This is a genomic window from Bacteroides coprosuis, from assembly GCF_020741705.1.
GTDB classification, from domain to species: domain Bacteria; phylum Bacteroidota; class Bacteroidia; order Bacteroidales; family Bacteroidaceae; genus Bacteroides_E; species Bacteroides_E coprosuis.
The window spans coordinates 15,462-37,538 of record NZ_DYYK01000055.1 but is presented as its reverse complement, the minus strand read 5'-3'; the positions used below and the strand labels follow the sequence as shown (position 1 = coordinate 37,538).

Annotated in this window: 19 protein-coding genes; 9 read left to right on the top strand and 10 right to left on the bottom strand. The window is 34.2% G+C overall.

Features of this window, described 5'->3' with window-relative positions:
- Positions 1-42 precede the first annotated feature (42 nt).
- Entirely contained in the window at positions 43-510 is a 468-nt protein-coding gene (locus K8V80_RS03410) for an SPOR domain-containing protein (RefSeq protein WP_276775457.1), read from the top strand.
- 19 nt (positions 511-529) lie between these two features.
- Positions 530-1,120, top strand: a complete 591-nt coding sequence (folE, locus tag K8V80_RS03405) for a GTP cyclohydrolase I FolE (RefSeq protein ID WP_276775455.1) — start codon at positions 530-532, stop codon at positions 1,118-1,120.
- Positions 1,121-1,133: 13 nt separating this feature from the next.
- Here folE and dnaG read toward each other — a convergent pair whose 3' ends face one another.
- The 10 genes from dnaG to K8V80_RS03355 form a co-directional block, all read right to left on the bottom strand.
- A complete protein-coding gene (gene dnaG / locus K8V80_RS03400) occupies positions 1,134-3,125 on the bottom strand; it encodes a DNA primase (protein WP_276775464.1) in 1,992 nt (663 codons plus the stop codon).
- Positions 3,126-3,221: 96 nt separating this feature from the next.
- Positions 3,222-3,995, bottom strand: a complete 774-nt coding sequence (locus tag K8V80_RS03395; RefSeq protein WP_276775453.1) for a prephenate dehydrogenase/arogenate dehydrogenase family protein — start codon at positions 3,993-3,995, stop codon at positions 3,222-3,224.
- Complete coding sequence (locus K8V80_RS03390; protein ID WP_276775450.1) at positions 3,995-5,065, bottom strand: bifunctional 3-deoxy-7-phosphoheptulonate synthase/chorismate mutase type II; 1,071 nt, start codon at positions 5,063-5,065, stop codon at positions 3,995-3,997. The genes K8V80_RS03395 and K8V80_RS03390 overlap by 1 nt, the downstream gene beginning before the upstream one ends.
- Positions 5,066-5,082: 17 nt before the next feature.
- A complete protein-coding gene (locus tag K8V80_RS03385; RefSeq protein WP_006743508.1) occupies positions 5,083-6,276 on the bottom strand; it encodes a pyridoxal phosphate-dependent aminotransferase in 1,194 nt (397 codons plus the stop codon).
- Complete coding sequence (locus K8V80_RS03380) at positions 6,251-7,090, bottom strand: prephenate dehydratase (RefSeq protein ID WP_006743507.1); 840 nt, start codon at positions 7,088-7,090, stop codon at positions 6,251-6,253. The genes K8V80_RS03385 and K8V80_RS03380 overlap by 26 nt, the downstream gene beginning before the upstream one ends.
- A gap of 266 nt (positions 7,091-7,356) precedes the next feature.
- Positions 7,357-8,277, bottom strand: coding sequence for a tetratricopeptide repeat protein (locus K8V80_RS03375; RefSeq protein WP_006743506.1), 921 nt, complete (start codon positions 8,275-8,277; stop codon positions 7,357-7,359).
- A 97-nt stretch (positions 8,278-8,374) separates the two neighbouring features.
- Positions 8,375-10,276: a RecQ family ATP-dependent DNA helicase gene (locus tag K8V80_RS03370; protein WP_276775446.1), complete on the bottom strand. Its 1,902-nt coding sequence runs from the start codon at positions 10,274-10,276 to the stop codon at positions 8,375-8,377.
- 4 nt (positions 10,277-10,280) lie between these two features.
- Positions 10,281-11,999, bottom strand: coding sequence for a single-stranded-DNA-specific exonuclease RecJ (gene recJ / locus K8V80_RS03365; RefSeq protein WP_276775444.1), 1,719 nt, complete (start codon positions 11,997-11,999; stop codon positions 10,281-10,283).
- 620 nt (positions 12,000-12,619) lie between these two features.
- A complete protein-coding gene (locus K8V80_RS03360; protein WP_006743503.1) occupies positions 12,620-13,066 on the bottom strand; it encodes an acyl-CoA thioesterase in 447 nt (148 codons plus the stop codon).
- Between the two features lie 110 nt (positions 13,067-13,176).
- Complete coding sequence (locus K8V80_RS03355) at positions 13,177-13,704, bottom strand: NAD(P)H-dependent oxidoreductase (RefSeq protein WP_006743502.1); 528 nt, start codon at positions 13,702-13,704, stop codon at positions 13,177-13,179.
- Between the two features lie 367 nt (positions 13,705-14,071).
- Here K8V80_RS03355 and K8V80_RS03350 point away from each other — a divergent pair, with 367 nt between their 5' ends.
- From K8V80_RS03350 to K8V80_RS03320, 7 genes are all read left to right on the top strand, one after another.
- Positions 14,072-14,635, top strand: a complete 564-nt coding sequence (locus K8V80_RS03350; RefSeq protein ID WP_040310080.1) for an L-threonylcarbamoyladenylate synthase — start codon at positions 14,072-14,074, stop codon at positions 14,633-14,635.
- A 147-nt stretch (positions 14,636-14,782) separates the two neighbouring features.
- The gene (locus K8V80_RS03345) at positions 14,783-16,573 is read left to right on the top strand and encodes a chloride channel protein (RefSeq protein ID WP_006743500.1); all 1,791 of its coding nucleotides are present in this window, start codon (positions 14,783-14,785) and stop codon (positions 16,571-16,573) included.
- Positions 16,574-16,595: 22 nt separating this feature from the next.
- A complete protein-coding gene (fmt, locus tag K8V80_RS03340; RefSeq protein WP_276775443.1) occupies positions 16,596-17,570 on the top strand; it encodes a methionyl-tRNA formyltransferase in 975 nt (324 codons plus the stop codon).
- Between the two features lie 52 nt (positions 17,571-17,622).
- Positions 17,623-18,273 carry a ribulose-phosphate 3-epimerase gene (gene rpe, locus K8V80_RS03335; protein ID WP_006743498.1) on the top strand — a complete coding sequence of 217 codons (651 nt, stop codon included), beginning with the start codon at positions 17,623-17,625 and terminating at the stop codon, positions 18,271-18,273.
- A 12-nt stretch (positions 18,274-18,285) separates the two neighbouring features.
- Positions 18,286-20,364, top strand: coding sequence for a ComEC/Rec2 family competence protein (locus K8V80_RS03330; protein ID WP_276775442.1), 2,079 nt, complete (start codon positions 18,286-18,288; stop codon positions 20,362-20,364).
- Positions 20,365-20,419: 55 nt separating this feature from the next.
- Entirely contained in the window at positions 20,420-21,448 is a 1,029-nt protein-coding gene (locus K8V80_RS03325) for a DHH family phosphoesterase (protein ID WP_276775441.1), read from the top strand.
- A gap of 10 nt (positions 21,449-21,458) precedes the next feature.
- Positions 21,459-22,076 carry a DUF4827 domain-containing protein gene (locus tag K8V80_RS03320; protein ID WP_006743495.1) on the top strand — a complete coding sequence of 206 codons (618 nt, stop codon included), beginning with the start codon at positions 21,459-21,461 and terminating at the stop codon, positions 22,074-22,076.
- Position 22,077: the final 1 nt, after the last annotated feature.

Below are 22,077 nucleotides of genomic sequence, written 5' to 3'. Positions count from 1 at the left end.
GTTTCTTTTTTTTATATAAACAAGTTTGTTAAATTTGTCCCTATGGTTAGAAAAGCATTTATATTAGGACTTAGTCTGTGTTGTAGTTGTCTCTATGCACAAGAAAAAAAAGATATTATAACCTCTCTTAAAGTAGATAAACCTGGTCAAGGGAAAGTGCGTATATTTCAAGATCCTAAAATTGAAGCTTTATTGAAAAGTGTAACTGCAGAAGTTGTTTCTACAGGTGATAAAAATATTATTAAAGCTACAGGCTATAGAATTCAAGTTTTTGCTGGTAATAATACACGAGAAGCAAGAAATAGAGCTATTTCCATAGGCGAACAAGTTGCCAAGCTTTTTCCTGAACTAGCTGTTTATACGCCATTTGTATCCCCAAGATGGATATGTAGAGTAGGAGACTTTAGAAGTATTGAAGAAGCAGATGCTATGTTGCGTAAGCTTCGAGCGACAAATAAATTTAAAGAGGTATCAATTGTGCGGGAACAGATTGTTATTCCTCTAGATTAAATATAAACCTATAACTATAATGCAGAATAAAGATAACTTTGATGCACTACAATCAGAGATAAAGAGTTTAAAAGAACACTATACTGAAGTATTAAGCTTATTAGGAGAAGATCCAGAACGTGAAGGATTAATAAAAACTCCTGAGCGAGTAGCAAAAGCCATGCTAACATTAACTCGAGGATACCGAATGGATCCCCATGAAGTCCTAATGAGTGCTCGATTTAAAGAAGATTATAAGCAGATGGTAATTGTAAAAGACATTGATTTCTTTTCTTTGTGTGAGCATCATATGTTACCCTTTTATGGTAAAGCATATGTAGCTTATATTCCGAGTGGATATATTACAGGACTAAGTAAAATAGCACGTGTAGTAGATGTCTTTTCACACCGCTTGCAGGTTCAGGAACGTATGACTCTTCAGATAAAAGAGTGTATTCAAGAGGCCTTAAATCCGTTGGGGGTAATGGTTGTCATCGAGGCTAAGCATATGTGTATGCAAATGAGAGGAGTTGAAAAACAAAATTCAATCACTACAACTTCCGATTTTACTGGGGCCTTTAATCAGGCAAAGACTCGCGAAGAATTCATGAATTTAATTCGACAAAAATAAGATTATAATATATTTAGATGCTAGGTGGTATGATAACTCTATCACCTAGTTTTTTTGCCATAACACTTTGTATCTGTTTCAACTCTAAATAATGTTCCATTAAAGAGTTGCATTTTTCGGGATCACGAATAATTTCTGGTTTTTGTAGTGCTTGTAAAGAGTGTTTGATTTCTGTTAGAACAAGGGCATTCTTGAAATTAATTAGTAGTGTAGGTACTAATTCATCCAACCTTTCTTCATCCGTAGTAATTGTTTGGCTCTTTGTATGATATTTACTCAACTGATACTTATCACTTACTAAATCAGCAGCTAATCTGCTTATTTCTGGATTGGGATGAGTTAAAAAGAATCTAGAAATTTCACCTTGATGTCCTTCAATAATAAAACGTTTACTTTCCTCTAATAAAGTACGATGAAGAGGATTATAAAATTCTAATTCATCTTGTCGTAAATCGTTTATAATGTATTCGATGACACTAATACTTTCTTCTTCCCCTTCTGAATTGACAATATTGCAGATGGCATGATTTCCATACCTTACTATTGTTTGAATAATTAATCGCTCAAACTTATAAAATTCTTGCCCCTCTTGTCCTTCTGTTGGTATATAAGATGTGCGAGGTGACGAACTCTTTTCTTCTTGCTGCTCTTTTTCTTTAGCCTCTTCTCTTTTAAGGATTCGTCTATTCTTGCTAAGCTCTTCTCTTTTAAGTTTTGTGACTTCAGCAACAAGAATATTTTCACTAATGTGGAGTAATTGACTAGTTTCTTTAATGTAGACGGAACGTATAATAGCTTCGGGTATAACCGATATACTTTTAACGATATCTGCTATTAGTTCTGCTTTTTTAATTGGGTCTTCTCCAGCTTCATCTATGAGTAAACTTGTTTTGAAACGAATAAAATCTTTTTCGTTTTGCTGGATGTATTCTTGAAAACTGGTTGCATTTTGTTTCCGAGCGAATGAATCGGGATCTTCCCCGTCTGGTAAAAGAACTACTTTTACATTCATTCCCTCTTCTAGAAGCATATCAATCCCTCTTAAAGAAGCCCTAATGCCTGCCATATCACCATCATAAAGCACTGTGATATTATCAGTGAAACGGTGAATTAATCTGATTTGTCCTGTGGTTAAAGCTGTTCCTGAAGATGAAACGACATTTTCTACACCTGCTTGATGCATAGAAATAACATCTGTATATCCTTCAACTAAGAAGCAGTTATCTGCTTTTACAATAGCTTGTTTAGCGAAGAATATTCCATAAAGCTCATTACTCTTGGTATATATTTCTGACTCAGGAGAGTTTACGTATTTAGCTATGCGCTTATTTTCTGTATTTAAGGTTCTTCCTCCAAATGCAACAACCTTTCCTGAAAGAGTATGCACGGGGAAGATCACTCTACTCCAAAACCGGTCGCGGATATCTCCATTATCAGCTTCATAGCATAGCCCCGTTTTTACGAGAAATTCTTTTTTGAATCCTTTTTTTAGGGCTTCATTAGCTAAACCACTTCTGGCATCAATGGAGTATCCAAGTTGAAACTTGGCAATAGTGTCATCTCTAAACCCTCTTTGTCTAAAATAAGCTAGCCCAATACTTTTCCCATTGGGATGATTCTTTAAAATATCTGCGAAGTAATCTCTAGCAAAGTTATTGACAACAAACATACTTTCTCTGGTACTTCGAGCCTGAATTTGTTCAGCAGTCAGCTCCTTTTCCTGAATTTCGATATTGTATTTCTTAGCTAGGAATTTTAGAGCTTCATAGTAATTGAGTTGCTCATGCTCCATAATGAAATGAACGACATTTCCTCCTTTTCCACAACTAAAGCATTTGCAAATCTGCTTTGATGGTGAGACACTGAATGAGGGCGTCTTCTCGTCGTGAAAAGGGCATAAACCGATATAGTTGACACCTCTTTTACGAAGTGTAACAAATTCTGATACAACATCAACAATTTGTGCTGCATTCATTATGCGATCTATAGTAGCTTGATCAATCATTTTATAAGAATCTCCTTCAAAGACAAAAATAGCTGTTTTATTCCTATTTCTCCCATTCGGAATATTAATCATTGGTAAATAAAAGAGAGAAAACCATTATTTGATTTTCTCTCTAATTTCACCGAGGTATCGAGCCATACTCTCTGAGTCTTTTTTATCTATAATTTGATGTAATCTTTCAAGTTCCCCAATTATCTTTTCAATCTGCTTAGGAGTTCTTGAGTTGAAAAGGATTTCTTGTAAGAGAAAATCATCTTCACTTAATACGCCTTTGGCTATCGCCATATGCTTCTTAAATGTTGTTCCCGGAGCCTCCTGATGTCTCATAACAGCAGAGAAAACAAAAGAAGAAACAAAAGGTATGGATAGAGAATAAGCAGCTGTTTCGTCATGCTCTTCAAAAGAATACTCGAAGATGTTTAAACCGAGTGTGTTATAGAGATCTTTGAAAAAAACTTTTCCTAGATGGTCACTTTCGCTTATAATAATGGCGCTTTCATTATTTAAATTTGACAATGTAGCAAAGGTTGGACCAAACATGGGGTGAGTAGAAACAAAAGGAAATCCACACTCTTTATAAAAATCTTTTAACCCATTCTTTATAGATGCAATATCACTAAGAATACAATCTTTAGGTAACACTGGAATTACTTGGTTGAAAGCATCAATTGTATACTTTACAGTTGCGGCATTTATTACCAATTCTGGTTTGAATTCTTCAATCTCCTTAAGTGTAGTGAAGCGATAAGTATTATATACGAATCTTAGTTTTTGAGGATTAGTTTCGTAAACAGCTGTTTCATGCTTAAAGCTTAATGCATCATTAAAAAACGAGCCCATCTTACCAGCTCCCAGAATAAGTATTTTCATTAGTTATGTTTATTAAGTATTTCCATTTGTTGGCGAACAGATTCTTCGTGAATAGATTCGAACACATCTTTTATAAAGCTTGCCGACATAGCACAAGTTTCACCTTGTTCTCCTCTTTTATTAAGGATTTCGTTGTAGCGGCTCGCTTGAAGTACTGTCATATTATGTTCTTTTTTATAAGTTCCTATTTCTCTGGCAATTCTCATGCGCTTTGATAATACTTCCAAAAGGTCATTGTCGCACTCATCAATTTGCTTTCTGAGCATATTTAAATTTTCGGTGGTTTGTTGTACTCCTTCTCTAATGACCAATAAATTTAAGATATAGTCCAAAACATCAGGAGTAACTTGTTGAGCAGCATCACTCCATGCACATTCAGGATTGCAGTGGCTTTCAATTACTAAACCATTAAAATTCAAATCCATTGCTTGTTGGCTGATGGGAGCAATAAGTTCACGTTTACCACCTATATGGCTAGGATCACAGAGAATAGGCAGTTCGGGAATTCTTCTTCTTAATTCAATAGGAATGTGCCATTGAGGTATGTTACGGTAAATCTTTTTCTCATAACTACTAAATCCACGGTGTATAGCACCTAGTTTTTTAATACCAGCATTGTGAATTCTTTCTAAAGCACCTATCCAAAGCTCTAGGTCAGGATTTACAGGATTTTTCACAAGTACAGGGATATCTACCCCTTTTAGCGCATCTGCAATTTCTTGAACAGCAAAAGGGTTGGCTGTAGTTCTTGCTCCAATCCAAAGAATATCTACTCCTGCCTTAAGTGCTTCATAAGCATGTTTAGCAGTCGCCACTTCTGTGGAGATGTACATACCAGTTTCTTCTTTTACCCTCTTCAACCAAGGTAGCCCCACTACACCTACACCTTCGAATCCTCCTGGTTTAGTACGCGGTTTCCATATTCCAGCTCTAAAGATTTTAATACCTTTAGCTGCAATACTATGAGCTGTTGATAACACCTGTTCTTCTGTTTCTGCACTACATGGTCCTGCAATTACCATTGGTCTTTTTGCAGGAATTCCCGGTAGTAAAATTGATTCAAGTTCCATTTTATTATATTGTCAAATTAATTTTTCTTACTTCTTAAATGTCTGATTCTCAAAAGAGCCTCTTCGAGATGTTCTTCATTACAACATAAAGATAATCTTACATATCTACTGCCATTGCTTCCAAATATAAAGCCAGGTGTAATAAACACATGAGCCTTTTGTAATAAATACTCCGTCAGGCTCTCTACAGTCTCATAGTAGTTGGGGATTTTACCCCAAAGGAATAATCCTACTTGATTTCTGTCGTATGAGCAATCTAGCTCATCCAAAATTTTAGAAGCTAAAGCTCTTCTACGACTATAGTTTTTATTATTATATGCATACCAGTCCATATCTACTTTTAGTGCTTCAGCAGCAGCTAATTGCATCGGTCGGAACATTCCACTATCTACATTACTTTTTACTTTAAGTATCCACGAGATGAATTGTTCATTGGAGGCTACCATTCCGATTCGCCATCCCGACATATTGTGACTTTTGCTCATAGAATTTAGTTCAATACAGCAGTCTTTAGCTCCTGGTATACTTAATATACTAAGAGGTTCTTTATTCAAAATAAAACTGTAAGGATTGTCATTTACTACAATAATTCCATTTTCTCGAGCAAATTCTACTAGTTTGCTAAATAGCTCTTTTGTTGCATTTGCCCCTGTAGGCATGTTAGGATAATTAGTCCACATAAGTTTTACTTTACTCAAGTCCATTTTCCTAAGTTCATCAAAATCAGGAATCCATCCATTGTTTTCGTCTAAGTTATAGGGAATAACCTCAGCACCCAAAATCTTGCTCAACGAAGTATAAGTAGGATATCCTGGATTAGGAACAAGAACTTGCTCTCCAGGGTTTACAAAAGCTAGAGTAATGTGCAATATTCCTTCTTTTGATCCGATAAGTGGTTGAATTTCTTTTTGTGGATCAAGAGAAACATCATACCAATGCTTATACCATTTAGAAAACTCTTCACGTAATTCAGGAATCCCTACATAGGGTTGATATCCATGATTATGAGTATTTTGAGCTTCATGGCAAAGAGTATCTATCACATGTTTGGTAGGAGGAAGATCTGGACTACCAATACCCAAGCTTATAACATTCTTCCCTTCTGCATTCATTTCTGCTATTTCTTTCAGTTTCTTTGAGAAATAGTATTCGCTTACATCATGTAATCTGTTAGCGGGCTGGATTTTAAACATTGTACTGTCCTTCTTCATATTCACCTAAAATTTTAAGATCATTAGTAAGTGGTGCTATGGCATTTAGCGCCTGTTTATATTGTTCGTAATCTGAAAAAGTAATATCAATATAAAACTGATATTCCCATTCTCTACCTATTATTGGGAGAGATTGGATCTTAGTCAGGTTCATTGTGTAAAAAGAGAGAATAGATAATACAGGAGCAAGGCTACCAAGTTTATGTGGTAGGGTAAATACCATACTCGCTTTATTTCTATTTTGTGGAATAATTTTATTTTCAGCAATCCTAGACTGCGCAATTAAGAATCGTGTAAAGTTGTGCTTATTCGTCTCAATTCCTTCTTCTAGAATTTTCAGTTTATTTATTTGGGCTGCATATTTGGAACAGATAGCAGCATGTCCTTCTATTTGATTCTTGTTTATTTCTTCCGCACTTAGGGCAGTATCCTCAGATTCTACTACTCGCATAGATGGATGAGCTTGTAAAAAAGACCGACATTGCATTAAGGCAATGGGGTGTGAGTTTACTTCTTTTATATCGTCCCAAGATTGATTCGGCAAGCAGGCTATGCAGTGTGAAATTCTTAGTTTGTGTTCTCCAACTATATTGGTATTACTCAATCTTAGGAGCTCATTGTTGTGTAATAGGCTTCCAGCTATGGTGTTTTCAATAGCAAGCATACCGATTACTTCTTGGTCATTGATAATGGACTCAAAAATCTCTTCAAAAGTGGAACAGCATATTAACTCTAACTCTTCTCCTTTAAAATATTGATGAGCTGCTATATCATGATATGATCCATGTACTCCTTGTATTGCTATTTTCTTCATAGTTTTTGACAATAAAAAAGTCCCACTCAATTGAGCGGGACTTCCATGTATTTTTAATAATGATTCGTTGAATCTTTAAATATTGCATATGACTTCCCGCTCTACTTCATTGCTAAAGTAAAAGTAAAAGAAGAAATATGTATAAGTAAATAAATTCATCGAATCTTTGTATGTTGTATTTCTGCTTACAAATGTAACACTTTTCTTATAAAAAGAAAGTATTATTTACTTTTTTATTTATTAAGTGGCTTTTTAGTTCTAACTAGTTAGTTTTTAAACTCTCCTGAAAACTGCTCTTTCTTCGATGGATCTAGTTCTAGCGCCTTTTTTGTATCTTCAAGAGCCCCTTCTTTATCTCCAAGCACTAGTTTTGCTTTCCCTCTATTTTGATAGAGATCTGCTATTGTAGGGTTGAGTTCAATAGCTTCGTCTAATACGATAAGCGCTTTTTCTATCTTATTCGTTTTAATTAGCAGTTCTGATAATTGAATATAAGCTTTAGTATTAAAAGGGTTCAGTTCTGTTATTTTGGAGTAAATATGGCTAGCCTGTTCAAAATCCTTTTGGTATTCATATATCTCACTAAGTAAGAGTAAAGCATCTTCTTGATCCTTTTCTCTTTCCATAATTTGATTTAAATCTTTTATAGCCTCATTATACTCTTGCATAGAGATGAGTATTTTTGCTCTTAGGAGCAAAGCTTCTGTATAATAATTGTTAATGGCAATGGCTCTAGTGAGAGAGGCTATCGCATTAAACTTATCTTTTTGACCATAATAAGCTACTCCTTGCAAGTAGTGTGCAATAGCATTTTCACTATCAATAGTGATCGCTTCATTGGCTGCATCCAGCATTTCTAAGTAATCTTTCTTGAATTGACAAATTTGTGCCAAATTCAATCTTGCTTCAATTAGCTGAGGAGCTAATTCTGCTACTTTAGTCATGTGTTGTTTGGCGACATCTAATTCGTGAGTACGAATATATATTTGACTAAGATGGAGTAGGGCATCAATATCGTCTTCATTGTATTCTAATACCTTATTGAAGAAAGCTTCTGCATGGTCTATTTTGCCCATTTTTAAAGCTTTAAGTCCATCAAATTTTAAAGTCTGAATTGTGTTTTTAATTTTCTTGCTCTCCTGTTCTTCAGGATTTTTTGTTCCGAAAATCTTTTTTAAAAAGCTCACCGTATTTTGTATTATATTTATTTGAAAGAACAAATGTAGTAAATAAACTGAATAGGACAGAATTTAATAAAACACTCTTTCTTAAATTGAGCATTTCTTATTTTATATGCAATAAATTACCTTTCCACATAATTACCTCTTCATCCACCATAAAACGAACAATGTTAGTAATTGAATCTAAGCTCTTACTCAGCTTTAGACTTAAATCTTGCAGAGATAGTGGGGATTGCTTTAGCTCCTGTAAAATACCTTTTTCCAAGGTGGAATATTCTTTTTCAGCTTGATCTTCTTTTCTCTTATTAATACACACATCACATTGGCCACAGTCCTTTTCGATTTTTTCGCCAAAGTAATGAAGTAGTTGTTTGTTTCTACAGTGTTCTGTATCTGTAGCATAAGTTAGCATTGAATTTACACGTATGGTGTAATTTTCTTTTCTTTCTTCGTAAACCTCATTCGGTATATATAGGTGTTTTAGTTCTACTCTCTCGCGGGTATAAATAATAAAGGGTGTCTTTTTTCTTGGCACATAATCTATTAGGTGGCGACGAGCAAAGAAAAGTAGTAAATCGTAGATTTGCTGCCTTGTGAGATTCGTTTTTGAGGCTAATGAGTCTTCGTTTATGTAGGCATAGTCTGTAAACAGTCCCGTGTATGAACGTAGGAGAGCATTCAGTAGCTTTTCAGCTTCTGCACTCATTTCTCTTAGTTTATATAATTCGTCTCTTTGTACTGTAAAAATAAGGCGTGAGGCATTATCCTGCTCTTCAGTATATTCTATATAACCTGCTTGAGTAAGTATATTTAAAGCATTATGAGCTTGTACAGGAAAATGTTTAAAGCGAACACAAAAATCTTCTAAATTGAAATCGTACACACAACCCAATCCATCACCCATAGCCATTTGGTAGTAATATTGTATGTGTTCATAGATTTTCGTTATATACTCTTTTTCAGGATAGTTGTCGTGGATTCTTTTTTTAAGTTTTGCTTTATCAGCATTAGAATAGAGAAGAATGGCTCTAGCATTTTTCCCATCACGTCCTGCTCTACCAGCTTCCTGGAAATAAGCTTCTAAAGAATCGGGGAGATCGATATGAATAACTAGTCTGACATCCGGTTTGTCAATACCCATCCCAAAGGCATTAGTCGCTATTATTACTCGATAGTTACCCTCTTTCCATTCTTTTTGTCGGTAGTCTTTAGTCTCGTTTTTTAATCCAGCATGATAGAATGTGGCTGAAATTCCATTCTTTTCTAAGAATTCAGCCATGTCCTTTGTCCTCCTTCGGCTACGAGCATAGATAATTGTACTTCCTGTTAGTTTTTTCAGAAGGTCTAATACTACTCTCCCTTTATCGTCTGTTTCATGTACGATATAAGCTAAGTTTTTTCTTTCAAAACTCATTTTAAAGACACGTTTTTCCTTAAAATGAAGTTTCTCTTGAATATCATTTACAACCTCGGGGGTCGCAGTTGCTGTAAGGGCTAAAATTGGAGTGTTGGGTTGTAAATCTCTAATCTCTGCTATTTTAAGATAGGCTGGTCTAAAATCGTATCCCCATTGAGAGATACAGTGACTTTCGTCTACCGCTATCAGACAGAGATTCATTTTCTTGAGTTTATCTCTAAAAATATCTGTAGCCAAGCGCTCTGGAGATATGTAAAGAAATTTATAACCTCCAAAAATACAATTATCTAAGGTCACAAGAATCTCCGTTTGAGTCATCCCTGAATAGATGGCAGCTGCTTTGATATCTCTACTTTTTAGGTTAGCCACTTGGTCTTTCATCAAAGCGATAAGAGGGGTTATGACAATGCATAAACCCTCTTTTGCTAATGTGGGAACTTGGAAGGTTATCGACTTTCCTCCCCCAGTAGGCATTAATCCTAAGGTGTCATGACCTTCTCCTATGCTTTCAATGATGTCTGCTTGAATGCCCCGAAAGGAGTCGTATCCCCAGTATTTCTTAAGTATTTCCAGATATGACGCTTGCATATACTTATTCTATAGGCTTAATATCTTCAATGTGTAATTGAATTTCACCTTTTCTATGGGTGTTTGCTTCTATGGTATAACAAATATCAAAAGATCGTCTACTTTTTATATATCTGACATGATTACTTTGACCAAAAGCAATTCCATTTAAGATGTTGTTGGATTTACTATCAATAAGCTCTAGTTTGATATGCTCTTGATTTCTTCCCACAACCTTACTTGTACCATAGTCATAGACTTGGTGTGTGCAGAAAATAGGCTTTTGATTGTAAGGACCATAAGGATTGAATTTTTTGAGATCCTTACAAAATTTACGAGTAATCTCCTGAAAATCTAGTTCAGCGTCAATGTTAATGCTAGGATGCGTTTGTTCTGGTAGAATATGCTCAGTAACATAGGCCTCAAATCTTCTATTAAATTCTTTTATATTTTCCTCTTTAAGAGATAATCCTGCTGCATAAGTATGTCCACCGAAACTTTCGAGTAAATCTTTACAGTGTTCAATAGCCTTATAGATATCAAATCCTGGAACAGAACGAGCAGATCCTGTAGCAAACTCACCACTCTTGCAAAGCACTACAGCTGGTCTGTAATAAACTTCTGTGAGTCGAGAGGCCACTATACCAATAACTCCTTGGTGCCACTTTTCATTATAGAGAACAACTGATCGCAAATCTGACAAATCGCTTATGTTTTCTACGATTTGATTAGCTTCCTCAGTCATGTTTTTGTCTAAATCCTTACGAGTTTCATTGTACTCGTTAATTCGTTTAGCTATTTTAATTGCTTTTTTATAATCTCTTTCAATGAGTAAGTCTACCGCTTCTTTTCCGTTTTCAATCCGTCCAGAAGCATTTATTCTTGGACCTATTTTAAATACAATATCACTTATTGTTATTTCTCTATCCTCTAGAGAGCATACATCAATGATCGATTTTAGTCCAATACTTGGATTGTTATTTAACTGCTTCAGTCCATGATAGGCTAATATTCGGTTTTCTCCCATGATGGGTACTATGTCAGAAGCAATACTGACAGCCACCAAATCTAGTAAAGGGACAAGGTTATGAAACTCTATACCATTATTTTGGGCAAAAGCTTGCATAAATTTAAACCCAACACCACAACCTGACAAGTCGGTGTAAGGATACGTGTTGTCTAATCTCTTCGCATTTAGAATAGCTATAGCTGGAGGTAATACATCATCGGGCACGTGGTGATCGCAAATGATAAAATCTATACCTTTATTTTTGGCATAGGTGATTTCCTCCACTGCTTTTATACCACAATCTAATACAATAATAAGACTGACACCTGTTTCTTTTGCAAAGTCAATTCCTTGTTGTGAAACTCCATACCCCTCATTATACCTATTGGGTATGTAGTAATCAATATTAGAATAGTATTCTTGTAAAAAACGATATACTAAAGAAACAGAAGTTGTTCCATCAACATCATAATCTCCGTAGATGAGAATTCGTTCCTTATTTCCTATTGCCTGATTCAATCTATCTACTGCGATATCCATATCCTTCATAAGGAATGGATCGTGTAAATCTTTTAGTTGAGGGTGGAAAAAAGTTCGTGCATCATTGGGAGTATGTATTCCGCGCTGTATTAGAAGTTTACCAAGTATAGGATTTATACCTAACTCCTTTGCTAACTTATGGCTTTCTTCTAATTGTTTTGTCGAAGAGTTTTGATAATTCCATAGGTAATTCATTTATATATTATTTTCTTTTATTTCCTTTTTTAGAAGATAGAAGGTTAATCAAATTATTAACCTTCTATCTTCTGTAAAAGTACTAAAAAAGGATAAGATTACCCCTTGTTTAGAGATATTTTAGATAAGCTAAAATAGCCTATAGCGAAATGTTTATTTGCTTTTTATATAATTAGTTTTTTGTTGAGGCTTGTTCTTATCCTATCGTTACTCTAGCGTAAATCTGTCTTTGTTGAAAAAGAGATTATTTTGTAAAGTACAGGATGTATTGAAGAGGTGCTTTATTCACTGTATAATAATAGAGAGAGTTTTAATGTCATTATTTAGGAATCAATCAGTGCTTAAGCAAGATGTTTTACAGATCTGCTGTAAAAGTAAGAAAAGAACGAAAATCACTAAGTGTATTCTTCTGATATGCTCTTTTTCTAAATACATATTATGTAGATTGAAGAAAAAATACAGCCTTAGTTTACTTGATGTATAGTCAGACACTCTCTATCTTGATTTGCAGTGTTTTATCTTAGTCATGATTTCATCATGACACCGACATGATGATGTTCTGACACCGATATGATGAGATCATGACACCGATATGTTGTTCTCTTGTCCGTGTTATAATTTTATCTAACCTGTTTTACTTTTCTCCGGAGATCTTTACCTTCAAATGCACAGATAGCATCTTTCCATTCTTCTGTTAGTTCTTTAGAATTATGGCTAGTCAGATCGTATGTAACCATAACAGATTTACAAGAGCATTTAATTTTTTTTGTGCGTTGGTCAATCACTTCTTGATAAAGGTGAAAACTTTTATTTCCAATTTCTGTGACAGCTGTTTGTACTGCTATTTGATTAGTAGAATAGATTTGTTCTATAAAATCAATTTCTAAATGAACAACCATGATTGCATCCTTATTCCAATCTACATTAGGACAAACAGAAGCAAAATAATTGGTCTTACCTAGGTCGTAGAATGAAAAATAGACTGAATTGTTTACATGGCCAAATTGGTCGATATCATTAAATCTTAGTTGTATGGGTAGGATATGTTTAAATATAACTTTTTCCATTTATGGGTTTCTAAATAAAGTAGAACAAAGGTACTAATATACAGTTTAAAGTAAAAAAAGAGGCCAAAAGAATTCTCTTTAGACCTCTTTTATATTCTAATAATATAGTTTTATTTTGTTATATAATCAAGGTAACCAGGTATGGATGGTAAGACATCTTTAACCTCTCTATTGTATTCTGCGCCATAGACGATGTATGGATCAAGTAATTTTCCTCCAATTAAATCTATCGTAGGAATAAGAAAATTGAAACAAGATTCAAGCGAAGGTAATTGAGGTTGTGCCTCTTTATAATCTTGTTCAGAGGCCCCAGCAGTTAAAATCCAACCAAATTTCTTTCCATGAAGTTTGGTTCCATTATGTCCATAAGCCCATCCATGTTCAAATACATCATCCATCCATTTCTTAAGGAGTGGAGTCATATTATACCAATAAACAGGAGTTTCAAAAATTATCTTATCCGCATTCAATAATAAATTTTGTTCTGCTTTTATATCGATATTAAAATCGGGATATAGTTTGTATAAATCGTGTATGATTACATTTTTATAATTTTGTTTTTCTAAAGCTTCGACTAGAGTTTTGTTATATATAGACTCTTTCATATTAGGGTGTGCCAATACTAAAACTGTTTTCATAAAAAAAATTGATATAAAGATTAAAAATTACTATTCTTAGAAAAAGCGTAAAAATACTTTATAAAGGTGTATTATAGTTGGCAGAAAGGAGTAGTATCCTTTATCTTGATTGTTGAAAAACAATAGATTCTAATAAGTAGTGCCTTACATAATGCAGAAAAATGAAGTAAACGTTAATTACGTTTGAGTTATGAACAGATAAAATATCCTTTTGTTTAAGAATAGATAAGGAGTGTAATGTATTTTAAATCTTTTATGCAAAGTTTAAACAGGTTTAAAAGAAATCTATTTAGATTGTATTTTTTCAATTCTTCATAGAAAAACACTACTTTTGTGGCTTCAAACTCAATTGTTTAAAATCCCATTTATGTTAGAAGATATAAAGAAAGCTTGTCAGGTTTTACGTGATGGAGGTGTAATTCTCTATCCTACTGATACCGTTTGGGGTATAGGTTGTGATGCAACAAATGCCGAAGCTGTAAAGCGTGTATATGCAATAAAGCAGCGTACTGATAGTAAAGCGTTACTTGTGTTGGTCGATTCTCCTGTAAAGGTCGATTTTTATGTCGAGGATATCCCTTCTGTAGCCTGGGATTTGATCGAATTAACAGAAAAACCCCTGACTATTATTTATGATGGAGCGCGAAACTTAGCTCCTAATTTATTAGCCGATGATGGTAGTGTAGGTATTCGGGTAAGCGGAGAAAAGTTTTCACAACAGTTGTGTCAAAGATTCCGTAAAGCAATTGTATCTACTTCTGCTAATATAAGTGGGCAACCAACTCCTTCAAACTTCAGTGAAATTAGTGATGAGGTGAAATCATTAGTTGATTATATTGTAGAGTATCGTCAAGATGATATGTCACACCCAAAACCATCAAGTATTATAAAGCTTGGAAGAGGCGGTGAAGTAAAAGTGATTAGAGAATAATAATAACTATTCAATATAATAGTTATCATATTAGATATTAGCCTTATTGCTTTCTAAGAGTAGGAAAGCAATAGAGGCTTTTTTGTGTCTGAATAATTGTATAAATATTTAATTTTTACATAACTTGGTAGCTTGAAAAAACAAAGTATGAAATTGGAAGACAAGAGTTTATTACAAAAATTTTTATTGTGGCGAGAAAGCAAAATCAGTGAAAAACAGTTTATCCTGATATTAAGTTTTATTGTAGGGATTTTAACTGCTTTTGCAGCTTTACTTTTAAAGTTTTTGATTCATTTTATTCAGAATTTTTTGACTGATAATTTCAGTACAACTGGGGCCAACTACTTGTACTTGATTTATCCCGTAATAGGTGTTTTTCTTACAGGTCTATTTGTTAGATATATTGTAAAAGATGATATAAGTCATGGGGTAACTCGGATTTTATACGCCATCTCTCGTAGAAAAGGTAGGATAAAACGGCATAATACTTGGTCTTCTATCATTGCAAGTTCTATTACAATTGGTTTCGGTGGTTCTGTAGGAGCTGAATCTCCTATCGTCCTTACAGGATCTGCTATTGGGTCTAACCTGGGTGATGTGTTTAAAATGGAGCATCGCACATTGATGTTACTCGTAGGCTGTGGTGCTGCTGGAGCTGTTGCAGGTATATTTAAAGCTCCGATAGCAGGATTGGTTTTTACAATAGAAGTATTGATGCTAGATCTGACGATGAGCTCTTTATTACCTCTATTAATATCTTCGGTCACTGCGGCTACTGTTTCATACATTGTTACCGGACAAGAAGCCATGTTTAAGTTCCACTTAGATAATCCTTTCGCTTTAGAACGTATTCCTTATGTGATTTTATTAGGTATATTTTGTGGTTTAATTTCTTTGTACTTCACTAGAACCATGAATAAGATTGAAGGAGTTTTTGGTAAGTGCAAAGGGCCTTATCAAAAGTTGCTATTGGGTGGTGTAATGTTGAGTGCTCTTATTTTCTTACTTCCTTCTCTTTATGGAGAAGGTTATGACACCATAGATTTATTATTGAATGGCTCTTCCGACTTAGAGTGGGATAGAGTTATGAACAACTCTTTATTTTATGGGTATAAGAATATACTATTAATCTATCTTGTCCTTATTATCTTATTTAAGGTTTTTGCAACAAGTGCTACTAATGGTGGGGGAGGTTGTGGAGGATTATTTGCTCCTTCACTCTTCTTAGGTTGTGTGGCAGGATTTGTTTTTTCACATAGTGTAAATGGGTTGGAGATTATTCATTGGTTACCCGAAAAGAACTTCGCATTAATGGGGATGGCAGCAGTTATGAGTGCTGTTATGCATGCTCCACTTACGGGAGTGTTTTTGATAGCAGAACTCACAGGAGGATATGATTTGTTTTTGCCTTTTATGATTGCTTCGGTAAGTGCCTATCTCACAATAATAGCTTTTGAACCTCATAGTATATATTCTATGCGATTGGCTAAAAGAGGTCAGCTTATAACTCATCATAAAGATAAAGCTGTTCTTACTCTAATGAAGATGGAGAACGTTGTTGAGACCAATTTCGTAGAAGTTAAACCAGAAATGGACTTGGGAGAACTAGTAAAAGCTATAGCTTCATCACAAAGAAATATATTCCCCGTAACTGATAAAGATGGGGTTTTATTGGGCATTATATTACTTGATGATATTCGAAATATAATGTTCCGTCAGGAACTATATCATAGATTCAAAGTAGAGAAATTGATGACATCACCTCCTGGAAAACTACTGAATACAGATAGTATGGAAAATGTAATGAAGACTTTTGATGACACCAATGCATGGAATTTACCAGTTATTGACGAGCAAGGTAAATACTTGGGCTTTGTTTCGAAATCAAAAATTTTCAACTCTTATAGAAGAGTATTAATTCATTTCTCGGAGGATTAATAGAGGTATTACAAAAAAGATTATGGATAAGAAAACACTAAGAATAATATATATGGGGACTCCTGAGTTTGCTGTAGAGTCTCTGAAAGAATTAGTTGAAAATGAATACAATGTTGTAGCTGTTGTTACTATGCCTGATAAGCCGGCTGGTAGAGGTCATAAGATACAATATTCAGATGTAAAGAAATATGCTTTGTCTCAAAATTTGCCTATTCTTCAGCCTTCCAACTTAAAAGATGAAGCTTTTATTGAAGAATTGAAGAGTTATAAGGCCGATTTACAGATTGTAGTAGCATTTAGGATGTTGCCCGAAGTTGTTTGGGATATGCCTCGATTGGGGACGTTTAATTTGCATGCGTCTTTACTTCCTCAATACCGTGGTGCTGCTCCAATAAACTGGGCTATCATTAATGGGGATAAAGAAACTGGAGTAACTACTTTTTTCTTAGAACATGAAATAGATACAGGAAAAATCATCATGCAAGAAAGAGTTGCAATAGGAGAAAATGACTCTGTGGGTGAAATACATGATAAGTTGATGATTCTAGGGGGTAAAGTAGTGACAGAAACAGTAGATCGAATAATTGCTAATCAAGTAAATCCTCTAAGTCAATCTCAAATCATAGAAAATGAGTGTATAGAAATGCGCCCAGCTCCTAAAATTTTCAAGGAAACGTGTGAAATTAATTGGGATCAGCCCCTAGAAGTTGTTCATAACTTTATACGTGGATTGTCTCCTTATCCTGCAGCATGGTCAACTCTTACTTCTACATCAGGAGAATCTTGGAAGGTGAAGATTTTTAAGACTCGCAAAGTACAGAAAGAACATAACATTGCTATCGGATCTGTTTTCCAAGAAGGAAGAGAAGATTTAAAAATAGCTGTGCAGGGGGGCTATCTAGACATTCTAGAAATGCAGTTACCAGGGAAGCGCCGTATGCCAATAGCCGATTTGTTAAGAGGATTTGATATAGACTCCTCTTTTAAAATGAACTAATCAAACCCTATTTTGTATCTTAGTAGAATAAGAATTATTAAAAACTCAAAATATGAAACCACTAATATCGCCATCTATACTATCAGCAAACTTTGCCAATTTAGCTGCTGATATGAAGATGATAAATGAATCAGAAGCAGATTGGGTACACATTGACATTATGGATGGTGTATTTGTTCCTAATATCTCTTTTGGTTTCCCTGTCCTTAAGTATGTGGCAGAACTAACAGATAAGCCTTTAGATGTACACTTAATGATTGTACAACCTGAAAAGTTTATTCAAGAGGTGAAAGATCTAGGAGCAGAAATAATGAATGTGCATTATGAAGCTTGCCCTCATCTCCATCGTGTTATTCAGCAAATTAAAGAAGCGGGGATGAAACCTGCAGTAACCATAAACCCTGCAACTCCTGTGTCTTTATTGAAAGATATCATTAAAGATGTGCATATGGTGTTAATAATGAGTGTTAACCCAGGGTTTGGGGGACAAAAGTTTATTGAAAATGCAATTAATAAAGTGAAAGAGTTGAAAGCTTTAATTAAAGAGTCTGGTTCTAACGCCATGATTGAAGTGGATGGTGGAGTAAATCTTGAAACGGGAAAGCGTTTGATTGAAGCTGGTGCAGATGTTTTAGTAGCAGGTAGTGCTATCTTTAAAGCAACAGACCCCAAAGAGATGATTCTTAAGATGAAAAACCTATAAAAATAAAAGCCTATGGGCTTTGAATCATTACATAAATACCCTCTAGTAAGGATATTGATCCCCTTACTAGGGGGTATTCTGTTTGCAGACCAGTTTCTTGAATCTAGATTGAATAATCAAACAGTTTGGATAATTGCTTGTCTTGCTCTTTTTATATCTCTTCTCTCAGCCCATCGCTTTATTCATAAGTTTAGGTTGAGGTGGATTTTTGGATTGAACTTGTTTTTTCTTGTGTTTTTTATTGGAGTTTGTAGAATCTTCACTCAAAGTGATTTAAGCTCGGTAGTTTATGATAAACCTGATTTCTATAAAGGAGTAGTAGATTCTTATCCCAAGGTGAAACTAAAATCAGTAGAGTATTTAGTAAAGCTAGAAAGTCCCTCTCATTCACAAGTCCTACTGCGTGTAGCGAAGGATTCTTTAAACAGAGTGTATCATAATGGAGATGTTTTGGCTTTTTATGGAAAAGTACATCAACAAGAAAGATCTGTTGATCCTGATGCCTTTGATTATGGACTGTATTTAAAAAGGAAGGGTATCATAGGTACCCTAACTCTTGCTTCTACTGAGATAAAATATCTAGGAGAGTCTTCTCAAAACAGTATTCAGAACTTCTTGTTTCGTCAGAAAACAAAGTTGTTAGATTATTATAAATCATTTGATGTTGGCCCCGATGTATTAGCCATTTTATCAGCATTGACTCTTGGAATAAAAGATGATTTAAGTGTAGAGTTGAAAGATGCATTTTCCATTGCGGGAGTGAGCCATGTTTTAGCTTTGTCAGGACTACATATTGGTTTGCTGTTTTTCCTGACAAATGGTTTTTTTCTTTTTTTATTTGGGAAATATCGATATGGTAAATTATTGGCTCTTTGCCTAACCTTAGTGTTTCTATGGTTATTTGTGATCTTTGTTGGTGCTTCTCCTTCTGTTGTCCGTTCTGTTTTACTCTTTAGTTTAATGGGTGTTTCTTTATCAACACAACGAAGGGGAAACTCTATTAATTCATTGGCTTTTGTGGCAATTATAATGCTATTATATAACCCTAACTGGTTATTTGATGTGGGCTTCCAACTTTCATTCAGTGCTGTTTTATCTATTCTTTTATTTTCTCGACCCACATTAGAACTTTATCATCCTAAATCTAAAATTGGAATTTACTTGTGGAGTTCCTTAGTCATCTCATTGGTAGCACAATTAGGGACATCTCCCTTAATTATCTATTATTTTGGTAGTTTTCCTACTTATTTTTTGTTAGCAAATCTGATTGTAATTCCTCTGATTACGATATTATTATACATCCTTGTAGTTTCAGTTTTAACTTATGCTTGCACGAGTTTGTCCTCAGTATTATTACTTATAGCGATTCACTTAACTGAATGGCTTAATGGGGTTGTTAGGATGTTCAGCACTTTACCATTGTCTTCTATTAAGAGTTTGTATATCAATACCTTTGAACTAGCTTTGCTTTATGCGATTTTGTTTTTCGTATACAAATTAATTTTCAGTTCAAGGGTTAAATGGTTATATTGTATTCTATCATTCTCTTTTTTATTTATTAGTTGTAGGTTGGTTTTAAATGAATTGAATAAACCTCATGTATCAATGCAATTGTATTGCAACGGCAATAAGCCCTTTGTGGAATGTGTTGAAGAAGATGGACTGTTATGGGTAGTACAGCCTGATAGTACTCTGAAATCCAGTAATATAGTTCTCACGGCTCAGCGTAGGTGGAGTAGATTGCAATACCAAGATCCTCTTTTTGTAAAAGATTCATGTGTAAATGATGCATTATTTTGGAATAACAGCATTCTATATTATAAGGGGAAATCTATCTATTGGTATATGTATCCTAGTCAAAAAAGAATAGAAACTTTATCTAAAATTAAATTTGAGCTCGATTATATCTATATAGATCGTAGAATAGGAAAAGAAAGATTCAAAAATGTTTTCAACACTTTTCATGCTAATACTGTTATTATGGGGCGTGGAGCGTCTGAAAAGAATAAAAAAGGAATAAAAGAATATTGTGATGCGAATAATTTGAATTTTATCTCTTTAGATGAAAAAGGTTACTTCAAGTTCTTATAGAATCTATAAAGAATTTCTTAAATTTGCATCTAACTCATAGAAATAGTAAAAGATAATGCTAAGAAATATAATAGAACAGGTAAAGATTGACCAGTTTAACGAATGGTTGAACAAGTATGAATCATTTGTAATTATTGGGCATATTGGACCTGATGGTGATGCTGTGGGTTCTTCTTTGGGATTATGGCATGTCTTAACGGCATTAGGAAAGAAGGTTCAAGTAATTATGCCAAATGCTTTTCCTGATTTTTTAAATTGGATGCCCGGAAGTGAACATATCTTGTTTTACAGTGAAACTCCTGAAGAAGTAGAAAAATGTATTGATGCAGCCGATATAATCTGTTTGTTAGACTTTAATGTTTTGAGTAGAATAGGTGATATGAGTTCGTTCGTTGAGAAGTCTAGTGCATTGAAGGTTATGATTGATCATCACCTACATCCTGGTGATCATTGCGATATTACGATGTCTTACTCCAAGGCTGTTGCCACTTCTGAGTTGGTGTTTCGATTAATAGTTCAAATGAACCTTCTTGATAAGCTGTCAAAAGCTGGTGCTGAATGTTTGTACACAGGCATGATGACGGATACTGGTGGATTCACCTATAATTCTAATCAAATAGAAATATATACAATTATAGGATTACTCCTAGAAAAAGGTATTGATAAAGACTTAATTTATAGAAGAGTTAATAATACTTATTCAGAGGATAGATTGCGCTTAATGGGACATGTATTAACAACCATGAAGGTGTACCCCGAGAATACGGCTCTATTAACTCTGACAGATGAAGAACAAGATAAATTTAATTTCGTAAAAGGAGATAGCGAAGGCTTTGTAAATATTCCATTATCTATAAAAAATGTAATATTTTCATGTCTTCTTAAAGAAGATGGAGAACTTAATTTAATTAAAGTATCTTTACGTTCGGTAGGTACTTTCCCTTGTAATGAATTAGCTGCTGAGTTTTTTAATGGTGGAGGCCATTTAAATGCATCTGGGGGTGAATTCTATGGTACAATGGAAGAAGCAATAGAAAGATTTGAAGAAGCCGTAAAAAAATACAAACCACTGCTACTTGCATAAATTAATAATTATGAAAAAAACTGTTCTAGCAATATTGTCATTTTTTTCTTTATTACTTGTATTCCAATCTTGTAGTAAATCAGTAACTTATGCAGATAAGTTGGCTGATGAGAAAAAAGCGATAGATAGATATATTAAAAAGAATAATATTAAGGTTATTTCATTTAATCAATTCGTAGAGAATGATTCAGTAACCCATATAGACAAAAATGAATATGTAGAATTACAAACAGGTCTATATATGCAAATCGTAGAAAGAGGATCTGAAAACCCTGTTGATACATTTGCTAATCGTGATGAAATAACCATTCGTTTTTCAGAATATAGTATCATGGATGGTTACTTTACTGCAGTAGGTAATTTGGATATGACTGATTTTGTTGACGCTTTCATTTATACGATAAGTAATAATAATACAATAAAAGGAGAATTTGTTGATAGAGGAAATATGATTGAGATATATGGAACTAAAACCGTTCCTTCAGGATGGTTGATTCCTTTGAAATATCTTCGTTATAATGCTCGTGTGAATCTTATTGTTTCTTCAAAACTAGGGCATATGAACTCCTTACAACAAGTTTATCCTTATGCATATGAAATTAGACGTTTGGGCTTATCTAAACGTTAAT

What these genes read in the sequence shown, in the direction of transcription:
- K8V80_RS03410 (WP_276775457.1), top strand. Translation starts at nt 43, where the DNA reads ATGGTTAGAAAAGCATTTATATTAGGACTTAGTCTGTGTTGTAGTTGT.
- folE (WP_276775455.1), top strand. Translation starts at nt 530, where the DNA reads ATGCAGAATAAAGATAACTTTGATGCACTACAATCAGAGATAAAGAGT.
- dnaG (WP_276775464.1), bottom strand. Translation starts at nt 3,125, where the DNA reads ATGATTGATCAAGCTACTATAGATCGCATAATGAATGCAGCACAAATT.
- K8V80_RS03395 (WP_276775453.1), bottom strand. Translation starts at nt 3,995, where the DNA reads ATGAAAATACTTATTCTGGGAGCTGGTAAGATGGGCTCGTTTTTTAAT.
- K8V80_RS03390 (WP_276775450.1), bottom strand. Translation starts at nt 5,065, where the DNA reads ATGGAACTTGAATCAATTTTACTACCGGGAATTCCTGCAAAAAGACCA.
- K8V80_RS03385 (WP_006743508.1), bottom strand. Translation starts at nt 6,276, where the DNA reads ATGAAGAAGGACAGTACAATGTTTAAAATCCAGCCCGCTAACAGATTA.
- K8V80_RS03380 (WP_006743507.1), bottom strand. Translation starts at nt 7,090, where the DNA reads ATGAAGAAAATAGCAATACAAGGAGTACATGGATCATATCATGATATA.
- K8V80_RS03370 (WP_276775446.1), bottom strand. Translation starts at nt 10,276, where the DNA reads ATGCAAGCGTCATATCTGGAAATACTTAAGAAATACTGGGGATACGAC.
- recJ (WP_276775444.1), bottom strand. Translation starts at nt 11,999, where the DNA reads ATGAATTACCTATGGAATTATCAAAACTCTTCGACAAAACAATTAGAA.
- K8V80_RS03360 (WP_006743503.1), bottom strand. Translation starts at nt 13,066, where the DNA reads ATGGAAAAAGTTATATTTAAACATATCCTACCCATACAACTAAGATTT.
- K8V80_RS03355 (WP_006743502.1), bottom strand. Translation starts at nt 13,704, where the DNA reads ATGAAAACAGTTTTAGTATTGGCACACCCTAATATGAAAGAGTCTATA.
- K8V80_RS03350 (WP_040310080.1), top strand. Translation starts at nt 14,072, where the DNA reads ATGTTAGAAGATATAAAGAAAGCTTGTCAGGTTTTACGTGATGGAGGT.
- K8V80_RS03345 (WP_006743500.1), top strand. Translation starts at nt 14,783, where the DNA reads ATGAAATTGGAAGACAAGAGTTTATTACAAAAATTTTTATTGTGGCGA.
- fmt (WP_276775443.1), top strand. Translation starts at nt 16,596, where the DNA reads ATGGATAAGAAAACACTAAGAATAATATATATGGGGACTCCTGAGTTT.
- rpe (WP_006743498.1), top strand. Translation starts at nt 17,623, where the DNA reads ATGAAACCACTAATATCGCCATCTATACTATCAGCAAACTTTGCCAAT.
- K8V80_RS03330 (WP_276775442.1), top strand. Translation starts at nt 18,286, where the DNA reads ATGGGCTTTGAATCATTACATAAATACCCTCTAGTAAGGATATTGATC.
- K8V80_RS03325 (WP_276775441.1), top strand. Translation starts at nt 20,420, where the DNA reads ATGCTAAGAAATATAATAGAACAGGTAAAGATTGACCAGTTTAACGAA.
- K8V80_RS03320 (WP_006743495.1), top strand. Translation starts at nt 21,459, where the DNA reads ATGAAAAAAACTGTTCTAGCAATATTGTCATTTTTTTCTTTATTACTT.